Consider the following 9,483-nt stretch of genomic DNA (forward strand, 5'->3'; position numbering starts at 1 on the left):
TCATAGTTCGGCCCGGGTCCGTTGTGACACTGAACAAATCTGATCAGGAGTGAACCACTGTGGCTGGCGTGAAGGACTCGACCGTTGAGACGCTGATCGGCGCGGCGGTGATCGCCATTGCGGCGGCGTTCTTTTTGTTCGCCTACCAGACCTCCGACCAGGGCCATGCGGCGGGCTCCTACCGGCTCAGCGCCGAGTTCGACAATGCCGCCGGCGTGAGCGTGGGAACCGACGTGCGGGTGGCGGGCGTCAAGATTGGCTCGGTCGTCGATTTCTCGCTCAATCCGGAAAACTTCCAGGCCAATGTGGTGATGGAGATCGACCCCAAGGTGAAGTTCACCGAGGACACCACGGCCAAGGTCACCTCGGAGGGGCTGCTCGGCTCCAATTTCATCGCGCTTGAGCAAGGCGGAGCGGAAACGGTGCTGGCCGATGGCGGGGTGATTTCCAATACCCAGGGCGCGGTCGACATCTGGTCGCTGATCAGCCAGGCGATGTTCGCCAACAAGGGCGGCGGCGCCCCGGAAGCCCCGACGCCGTGAGATATGTTGTCGTGGCGCTCGCGCTGGCTGCCGCCTGCGGCCCCGCGATGGCCGAGCGTATTTCGAACCCGATCGCGGTGTTCGCCGGCCTCGACAAGATCACCGGGGTCACCACCACTTTCGAAATCCCGATCGGCGAGCAGCGCCGCTTCGGCGCGGTGATCGTGCGGCCCAATGTGTGTTATTCGCGGCCGCCCACCGAGGAGCCGAAGACCACGAGCTTCGTCGAGATCGATCAGATCGAATCCGGCAATACGCGGCGGCGGGTGTTTTCCGGCTGGATGTTCGCCGAAAGCCCGGGCCTCAGCGGTCTCGAGCACGCCACCTATGACATCTGGCTCACCGGCTGCCGCGACCCCAATGCGCCGCCGCCGCCGGTCGAGGCCACGCCGGACGCCAACGCGCTCCAGGATCAGACCGTGAAGGAAGGCGAGCCGGAGGACTGAGGCCGCCGCGCCCAGGCCAGCACGGCGTCCGGATCATCGTCCTGGGCGAAGGCGGAGAAATCCGCTTCCGCGGCGAGCAGGGGTTCCATCATCCGGTGATAATCGCCGCGCGGCACGGCGACGGCCCCGAGCCTTGCCAGATGGTCATTCACGAACTGCGCGTCGAGCAGCCGGAAGCCGCCGAAATTGAGCCGTGCGACGAGATGGACGAGCGCCACCTTGCTGGCGTCATCAGCGCGCGAGAACATGCTCTCGCCGAAGAACACCGCGCCGATGCGCACGCCATAAAGCCCGCCCAGCAGCCTGCCCTCGCGCCAGCATTCGACGCTGTGGCAGCAGCCCATGCGGTGAAGCTGGGTATAGAGCGCCACGATGCGGCTGTTGATCCAGGTCGTGCGGCGCTCGGGCGTCTTCTCGGCGCAGGCGGCGATGACCGCCGGAAAATCATGGTCGATCTTCACCGTGTAGGTGTGGGCCCGCAGCCGCTTGCGGAGCGAACGCGAAATGGCGAGGCCATCGAGCGGGATGATGCCGCGCTCCTCCGGTTCCACCCAGTAAAGCGCGCTGTCCTCCGCACTCTCGGCCATCGGGAAGATGCCCGCGGCATAGGCGCGAAGCAGGATCTGCGGGGTGATGACGCTCATCAGGCCTGGCGGGCGAGATAGTGCTCCAGCCAGTGGATGTCATAGCGGCCGTCGATGATGTCAGGCTCGGCGAGGAGCTGCTGGAACAGCGGGATGGTGGTCTCGATGCCCTCGACCACGAATTCGCCCAGCGCCCGCCTGAGGCGCATCATGCATTCGGTGCGCGACTTGCCTGACACGATGAGCTTGCCGATGAGACTGTCGTAATAGGGCGGGATGCGATAGCCGGCATAGAGCGCCGAATCGACCCGGCAGCCGAGGCCGCCGGGAAAATGCACGGCATCGACGCGGCCCGGCGAGGGCGCGAAGGTCGTCGGGTTCTCGGCATTGATGCGGCATTCGATGGCATGGCCCGAAAACGTGATGTCTTCCTGCCGGTAGGCCAGATCGGCGCCGGAGGCGACGCGCAGCTGCTCCTGCACCAGATCGAGACCGGTGATCGCCTCGGTCACCGGATGCTCGACCTGCAGCCGGGTGTTCATTTCGATGAAATAGAATTCGCCGTTCTCGTAGAGGAACTCGACGGTGCCCACGCCCTCATAGCCAAGCGTCTGCATGGCGCGGGCCACGCGGTTGCCGATTTCCTCGCGCTGGGTGGCGTTGAGGCCGGGCGACAGCGCCTCTTCCCAGATCTTCTGGTGGCGGCGCTGCAGTGAGCAATCACGCTCGCCCAGATGCACGGCCCGGCCCTTGCCGTCGCCCAGCACCTGGATCTCGATGTGGCGTGGTTTTTCGAGATATTTCTCGATGTAGACGTCGCCGTTGCCGAAGGCCGCCTTGGCCTCTGACTGGGCAGTGGCCATGGCAATCTCGAGGTCAGCCTCGGCGCGCGCCACCTTCATGCCGCGCCCGCCGCCGCCGGCGGTGGCCTTGATGATCACCGGGTAGCCGATGTCGCGGGCCACGCGCCTGGCTTCCTCGGTGCTGGCGATGCCGCCCTCGGAGCCCGGCACCACCGGAATGCCCAGTTCCCTGGCGGTGAGCTTTGCAGTGATCTTGTCGCCCATGATGCGGATGTGCTCCGCCGAAGGGCCGATGAACTTGATGCCGTGTTCGGTCAGGATGTCGGCGAAGCGGGCGTTCTCCGACAGAAAGCCATAGCCCGGATGCACCGCCTCGGCGCCGGTGATCTCGCAGGCCGAGACGATGGCCGGAATGTTGAGATAGCTGTCGCGGGCGGGCGGCGGGCCGATGCAGACGCTCTCGTCGGCAAGCCGCACATGCATCGCATCGGCGTCGGCGGTGGAATGCACGGCTACCGTCTGGATGCCAAGCTCGCGGCAGGCGCGCAGCACGCGGAGCGCGATTTCTCCGCGGTTGGCGATGAGGACCTTGTCGAACATCGCCACCTACTCGATCGTCACGAGCGCCTCGCCGTATTCGACGGGCTGGGCGTTGTCGACGAAGATGTGAGTGACCTTGCCCGCACGCGGGGCGTTGATCTGGTTCATGGTCTTCATTGCCTCGATGATGAGCAGCGTCTGGCCTTCCTTGACCATCGTGCCCACCTCGATGAAGTTCGGCGCGCCCGGCGAGGGCGCCATGTAGACGGTGCCGACCATGGGCGATTTGACGGTTCCCGGATGATCGCCCGAAGGCTTGGCCTGCGGTGCGGCGGCGGGCTCCGGCGCGGCGTGGGCGTGGCCGTGGAAGGCGGCCGGGGCCGGCGCTGGCTGGGCGGCGACGCTCGCCACGGTGGTGACCGCTTTTGACACCCGCACCCGCGTTCCCTTGCGGTCAAGCTCGATGTCGGTGAGCCCGGTTTCGTTGAGGATGCCGGCCAGCCTGGCGATCAGGCTCAGATCGGGATCGTCATGCGCGGCTTCCGGAGCGGCCTTGACGGGTTTCTTGCTCTGCATGCGTCAAACCTTCTTGTTGGACGTTACGAGAGACGAGAGCGCGGAGATGGCCAGCAGGTAGCTGTCGGCGCCAAAGCCGCAGATCACGCCATTAACCGCCGGGGCGATCAGGCTCTTGTGGCGGAACGCCTCGCGTTTGTGAACGTTTGTGAGATGGACCTCAACCGCTGGCAACTCGGCCGCCTTCAACGCATCATGGAGCGCCACCGAGGTGTGGGTGTAGGCGCCCGCATTGATGGCGATGCCGCTGGCCTTGTCACGGGCCTCATGGATCCAGGAAATCAAATCCCCCTCGCTGTTGGTCTGCCGGAAATCAACCGCCAAGCCAAGCGCCGCAGCATGGGCGCGGCAACGCGTCTCTACCTCGGCGAGTGTGAGGGCGCCATAGACCTCACGCTCCCGCTGGCCCAGCATGTTGAGGTTGGGTCCGTTCAGGACAAAGACCGGCTTGCTGCTCACCTGGCGATTCCTTCGCTCTGCCAGACGCTTATAGGCGGTCTTCCCGGAGCTTGGAAGCGCTGCCGGGCGGCTGTCCTCAGCACAGTTTGCAGCCGCCGCCCGCCCGGATCTCGGCGGTTATGGCGGCGAGGCCATCGGCTGGCAGATAGCCCGGCGAGACCTTGTCGTCGATGACGAAGGCCGGGGTGCCGCTGATCGCCAGCGACTGGGCCAGGGCATGGTTGTCCGCGATGATCTGCGCCACTTCCGGAAGCTTCATGTCCGCCTTGAGCTTGTCGAGATCGAGGCCAACCTGCTTGGCCAGTTCGTCCACTGCCTCGGCGGTGACCTTGCCTTCATGGCTGAACAGCGCGGAATGCAGTTCCCAGTATTTGCCCTGCTTGCGGGCGGCGATGGCGGCCATCGCCGCATAGTCGGAATCGCCGCCGAAAATCGGGAATTCCTTCAGCACCAGGCGCAGGTTCTTGTCCTGGTCCATGAGGCTGACCACCTCGGCGAAGCTCTTCTTGCACCAGCCGCAATTGTAATCGAAAAACTCGACGATGGTGACGTCGCCTTGCGGGTTGCCCGCCACATGATCATGGGGCGAGCGGTACAGCTGACCGGCGCTGGCCTGCAGTGCCGCCGCGCGCTGTTCGGCTTCCGCCTGTTTCTGCCTGGCGTCCAGCGCCTGGCCCACTTCGAGCAGCACGTCCGGATTGTCGAGCAGATACTGGCGCACGATCTCGCCGATTTCCTTCTTCTGGGCGCCGGTGAAGCTTTCGGCGGCGAGCGCCCCCGGCACGCCCAACAACAACAGGGTGGCGGCGGCGGCGAGGCGGAGGCGGATGGTCATGCGGTCAAAACCTTTCTGCGCGAGGTTGGGGCGGGTGTGCATGTCAGCTGCGCCCGGCAAAGGTCAGCACGTCGCTGGCGCGGATCCATTCCGGCGAGCCGGTCTTGAACCGGCTCTGCGCCGACTTGGCCTTCTCGATCGCCAGCTTGCGGTCGCCCCGCAGCAGCGCCGACTCGGCGGTGGCCAGTTCGGCGCGGGCGATGTCGCCCGTCTGGGCATAGGCGCGGGCCAGCAGGTTGAAGGTTTCCGGCGTTTCGCCTTCCGAGCGCTGCGCCTGGCGCAACAGCTTGACCGCTTCCCTGGCGCTGGCGGGCTTATCGGTGTCGATCAGGGCCTGCGCGGCGAGAATCTGGATCAGGCCGCTCTTGGGCAGCAGCGTCAGCGCCTTCTGGGCCGGGGCGACGGCTTCCGCGGCGCGGCCGTTCTCGAGCAGCGCCTGGGCCTTGAGTTCCCAGAAATACGGGTTCTCGGGAAGCTCGGCGGTGAGGCCGTCGATCACCGGCAGCGCGTTCTTGATGTCGCCCTTGCGGAACAGGGCGATGGCGCGGGCGTAGCGGGCCGGCATCGACTGGTCGGCCGATGGGTAGCGCTGCATCACCGCCTGGGGACCGCCCGAATAGCCGATGATCTTGGCCTTCGCCAGATCGTGGCGCAGCACCAGGGCGGGCGAATCCTTGGCATTGTAATAGGGAGACTTCTTTGCCGCCTGTTCGAGATTGGCGATGCGGTCCATCGGCATCGGATGCGACATCACATAGGGGTCGGCGCTGGCGAGCACGACCATGTTCTCGCGGGCCAGCTTCTCGAACAGCGTGATCATGCCCTTGGCCGACTGGCCGGTGGCGTTGAGGTATTTGAGGGCCGCCTGATCGGCTGAGGCTTCCATGCCGCGCGCATAGGTCAGGAAGTTGCGCTGCGCGAGGCCCTTGCTGCCTGCCATGATGCCCTGGCCAGCCTGGGCTGCCTCGCCGCTTCCGGCCGCGATGCCGCCGGCGATGGTGGCAAGCCCCAGCAGCATGCCGATGATCGCCGTGTAATTGGCCGAGTCGATCTCAACGCCCATGCGCGCCAGGTGGCCGCCGGCGATGTGGCCGGTTTCGTGGGCCAGCACCCCGATCGTCTCGTTGGGGGTGTCCGATTCCAGCAGGAGGCCGGTGTTGACGAAGATGCGCTGCCCGCCCGCCACGAAGGCGTTGATGCGCGGATCGTTGATGATATAGACCTTGACTGCCTTGGGGTTGATGCCTGCCGCCTTGAAAATCGGGCGGGTGTAGAGCCTCAGCAGTCCCTCGATTTCGGCATCGCGGATCAGAGGTATGCCTCTGGCCGGAGACGATTGCGCCACGGCCTCCGACACGAGAAGGCCCGTCACGGCGGTGAGGACCGCCATGAACCGTGCAAGCGCGCGATAGAGAAAACCGGATCTCAACATGCCTCTACTACCTTACGACTGGTCCATCGCGGCAGAATAAGGCGAGTTCAAGGCTTCAGGGATGAACACGCCCCGGGAAAATCCTGCACTTTGGAGCATCGTCCGGTCAACCGAACGCAACCGCTTTCATCCTTGTCCGCGAGGCGTCAGAACGGCTTCATGTGACCGCCGGAGGCCTTTGCGGGCGCTGCAGCATGAAATTCTTTGCAAACGCACACCCGCTGAGGCCGTCAAAGGGTTGCGTCAGCCAAGCCCATGCGTTTCGGAGAGATTATGCCGGAACAGCCGATACCACTTAAAGAGGAGTTTAGCATGTCTGCGCTCAATCTGAGACTGGTGGAAGCGTGGCAGGTTGACAACTAACAGCATGAGGGGATTTGCGCTTCATTCAACTTCATAATGTGTTGGCCGGGGTAATGGCATGTGAAGATACACGGCGGCCGACCGGCCGAAGCGCTCTTGATGCGCGGCAAGGGCTGCGTGGCGCGCTGCTCGCCTCGGCGGCGGTTGGCACCTTGTTGCTGGCGGCGCCGGCGCTGGGCGCCGGCTTCACAATTCCCGATGGCGTCACCGCAACCACAACGCAGGACCTGGGAAGCGACAATACCGGGCTGATCGCGCCAGGCGGCACGATCGATACCTCGGGGACTTCCGGGCCTGGCGTATCCGGGCAGAATGCCAACATCCTGACCAACCAGGGCGTGGTGACCGCCGAAACGGACGGCATCGTTCTGGTTGACGGCAATCAGATCACGAACGAGGGCACGGTTACGAGCGGTACCGTGCGGACAATTGGCATCGACGGCTATGACGGCATCCAGGCGGGCGACAACAACACGATCGTCAACCGCGGCAACATTACGGGCATCGATGACGGAGTCGATATCCGGAACGGCAACACCATTACCAATTACGGCACGATTACCGGGAGCGACAGCACCAGCTGGGATGGTGTGTGGGGCATTCTCACCGGGAACAACAACCGCATCTACAACGAGGTTGGCGCCTTCATCAGCAGCGGGCAGTCAGAAGTGAGGCTGGGCGACGACAACTATGTCAGGAACAGCGGAACGATCGGCGACTCCGATTTTTCGATCTTCGGCTACGACCGTAATGAAATCGTCGTGACCAGCACGGGGTTGGTGCTTGGAAACACCTTGCTAAGAAACGGCAACACGGTCACCAACCATGGTGGTATGGGCGGAATTAACATCCAAAATTCGAGTAAAGTCTACAATTATGGCACGGTCAGGTCGCTTGTCGTAAGTGGCACGGACAGCTACGTCAAAAATGCCGGAGTAATAGAGCGCGGCATCACAGTTGTCATGTTTCCGGACGGCGCCGTCAATGAAATTTTCAATACCGGGTTGATCAACGGCTCCGTCTATGGATTCGGGGGAGCCGGGACGCTGATCATCAGCGGCACGACCGGCAGCGTCGAGTCCGCCACCGACGACGCGATCGCGGCCCGGAGCTATGGCGCCGGCACGGTCACCGTCGATGTCTCCGGCGATGTGACGTCGGAGGCTGCGCGGGGCATCTATGCCTTTAGCTATACCGGCGCGCTGTCAGTGACCACTCAGGGCGCGGTGAAGGGGGAAACCCAAGGCATCTACGCCGTCGTCAAGAGCGCCTCGGGCACCGGCGACGTGGCCGTCAACGCCAAGTCCGGCAGCGTCACGTCGGACACCCGAGCCGCGATCTTCGCCCGAAACTACGGCAACGGCAATGTCGCCGTCACCGGCGGGGCGAACATTACATCCAGCGGGTCTGGCGCTGACCACCACGGCATTGATGCGCGGGCCGGGGTCGCCGGCGCGGTCACCGTCGATGTTTCCGGCGATGTGACGTCGGAGGCCGCGCGGGGCATCCATGCCTTTAGCGATACCGGCGCGCTGTCAGTGACCACTCAGGGCGCGGTGAAGGGGGAAACCCAAGGCATCTACGCCGTCGTCAAGAGCGCCTCGGGCACCGGCGACGTGGCCGTCAACGCCAAGTCCGGCAGCGTCACGTCGGACACCCAAGCCGCGATCTTCGCCCGAAACTACGGCAACGGCAATGTCGCCGTCACCGGCGGGGCGGACATTACCGCAAGCAGCACGGCGAATGATTCCGCCCACGGCATTGATGCGCGGGCCGAGGGCGCCGGCACGGTCACCGTCGATGTCTCCGGCGATGTGACGTCGGCGGGCGCGATGGGTATCAATGCGCGCAGTGAAACAGGCGCTGTTTCCGTCAAGAATACCGGCAGCGTGGCCGGAAAGACCGAAGGAGTCTATGCCGCGTCTTTTGGCGCTGCGGCGATGAGCGTGAGCAGCGCCGGACATGTGACGTCCTCTTCCGGTCGCGGAATAGCGGCCTATAACTTGTCTGGCGCCGTGACGGTGGCGGCGGGCGGCACGGTTTCTGCGGAGGGTTATGCGGTCTCCGCGATCTCGCGGGGTGCGGGCGCCGTATCGGTCAGCAATACCGGGCACCTCACATCATCTGACCGGATGGGCATCTATTCTTACAGCAAATTGGATGTGGTGATGGTCGAGAACCACGGCGGGATCGACGCGAAAACCTCTGGCATCAGCGCCCGCGGCGGCGGAGGGGTGATCTTCAGCGGCTCCGGCGGCGTCACGTCGTCCGAGGGTTATGGCGTCATTGCCTCGAGCAAGTATGGATCGGTCACGTTGACCAACAGCGGAAAAGTCGCAAGCAAGCTCACCGGCATATCGGCCTACGCGAAAACCGGCGCTGTGAACGTGACGGTGACCGACGGAAGCGTCGTATCGCAGAGCTCTTCGGCGGTTCGCGTTGTTGGCGGCGGCAATCTCGCGGTTTCGGTCAGCGGCGCCGCGACAGGCGCGGCGGGCGTCAATGCGGCGGGCGTCGCGTTCGGCTTGACCACCGGCTTCGGCGGCGCCGACAACAGCTTGAAGGTGCTGTCCGGCGGCGTGGTGAACAACGCCGGCGGGCTTGGCCAGCTGGCCATTCTCGGGTTCTCCGGCAGCGAGGCGGTGAGCAATGCCGGCACGGTGTCCGGCAATATCGACCTGGGCGGTGGGGCCAACAGTTTCGTCAACCAGACGGGCGGCGTGTTCAACATGGGCGGGACCGTCAGTCTCGGCGCCGGCAATACGCTGAGCAATGCCGGAACGCTCTCGCCCGGCGGCGATGGCGCGGTGGCCGCCACGGCGGTGACCGGTCATCTCGCGCAAACGGCCGGCGGCGTCATGGCGGTGGACATCAACCCCGCGGCGGGCACCGCGGACCGGGTT

The 9,483-nt window shown here is 64.7% G+C and carries 9 protein-coding genes; 3 read left to right on the forward strand and 6 right to left on the reverse strand.

Features of this window, described 5'->3' with window-relative positions:
* The first annotated feature begins 59 nt into the window (after positions 1-59).
* The gene (mlaD, locus tag ACKOED_RS07875) at positions 60-542 is read left to right on the forward strand and encodes an outer membrane lipid asymmetry maintenance protein MlaD (protein ID WP_408916033.1); all 483 of its coding nucleotides are present in this window, start codon (positions 60-62) and stop codon (positions 540-542) included.
* The gene (locus ACKOED_RS07880; protein WP_408916034.1) at positions 539-988 is read left to right on the forward strand and encodes a DUF2155 domain-containing protein; all 450 of its coding nucleotides are present in this window, start codon (positions 539-541) and stop codon (positions 986-988) included. Before mlaD ends, ACKOED_RS07880 begins: the two co-directional genes overlap by 4 nt.
* On the opposite strand, the gene aat is transcribed toward ACKOED_RS07880, so the two are convergent.
* From aat to ACKOED_RS07910, 6 genes are all read right to left on the reverse strand, one after another.
* The gene (gene aat, locus ACKOED_RS07885; protein ID WP_408916035.1) at positions 955-1,632 is read right to left on the reverse strand and encodes a leucyl/phenylalanyl-tRNA--protein transferase; all 678 of its coding nucleotides are present in this window, start codon (positions 1,630-1,632) and stop codon (positions 955-957) included. The two genes, ACKOED_RS07880 and aat, sit on opposite strands and share 34 nt — an antisense overlap.
* On the reverse strand, positions 1,632-2,975 hold the full coding sequence (gene accC, locus ACKOED_RS07890) for an acetyl-CoA carboxylase biotin carboxylase subunit (RefSeq protein WP_408916036.1): 1,344 nt from the start codon (positions 2,973-2,975) through the stop codon (positions 1,632-1,634). Before accC ends, aat begins: the two co-directional genes overlap by 1 nt.
* A gap of 6 nt (positions 2,976-2,981) precedes the next feature.
* Complete coding sequence (gene accB, locus ACKOED_RS07895) at positions 2,982-3,491, reverse strand: acetyl-CoA carboxylase biotin carboxyl carrier protein (protein WP_408916037.1); 510 nt, start codon at positions 3,489-3,491, stop codon at positions 2,982-2,984.
* 3 nt (positions 3,492-3,494) lie between these two features.
* Positions 3,495-3,950: a type II 3-dehydroquinate dehydratase gene (gene aroQ / locus ACKOED_RS07900; protein WP_408916039.1), complete on the reverse strand. Its 456-nt coding sequence runs from the start codon at positions 3,948-3,950 to the stop codon at positions 3,495-3,497.
* Positions 3,951-4,026: 76 nt separating this feature from the next.
* Positions 4,027-4,827, reverse strand: coding sequence for a DsbA family protein (locus ACKOED_RS07905; RefSeq protein WP_408916040.1), 801 nt, complete (start codon positions 4,825-4,827; stop codon positions 4,027-4,029).
* Position 4,828: 1 nt separating this feature from the next.
* Positions 4,829-6,217: a M48 family metalloprotease gene (locus ACKOED_RS07910; protein ID WP_408916041.1), complete on the reverse strand. Its 1,389-nt coding sequence runs from the start codon at positions 6,215-6,217 to the stop codon at positions 4,829-4,831.
* A 515-nt stretch (positions 6,218-6,732) separates the two neighbouring features.
* On the opposite strand from ACKOED_RS07910, the gene ACKOED_RS07915 reads away from it, so the two are divergent.
* A partial coding sequence (locus tag ACKOED_RS07915; RefSeq protein ID WP_408916042.1) for a beta strand repeat-containing protein occupies positions 6,733-9,483 on the forward strand: 2,751 nt, incomplete at its 3' end.

This window comes from Aestuariivirga sp. (assembly GCF_046093005.1).
Taxonomy (GTDB): domain Bacteria; phylum Pseudomonadota; class Alphaproteobacteria; order Rhizobiales; family Aestuariivirgaceae; genus Aestuariivirga.

Excerpts from the sequence above, each read along its gene's own strand:
- aat (WP_408916035.1), bottom strand. The coding sequence starts at position 1,632 with ATGAGCGTCATCACCCCGCAGATCCTGCTTCGCGCCTATGCCGCGGGC.
- accC (WP_408916036.1), bottom strand. The coding sequence starts at position 2,975 with ATGTTCGACAAGGTCCTCATCGCCAACCGCGGAGAAATCGCGCTCCGC.
- accB (WP_408916037.1), bottom strand. The coding sequence starts at position 3,491 with ATGCAGAGCAAGAAACCCGTCAAGGCCGCTCCGGAAGCCGCGCATGAC.
- ACKOED_RS07905 (WP_408916040.1), bottom strand. The coding sequence starts at position 4,827 with ATGCACACCCGCCCCAACCTCGCGCAGAAAGGTTTTGACCGCATGACC.
- ACKOED_RS07910 (WP_408916041.1), bottom strand. The coding sequence starts at position 6,217 with ATGTTGAGATCCGGTTTTCTCTATCGCGCGCTTGCACGGTTCATGGCG.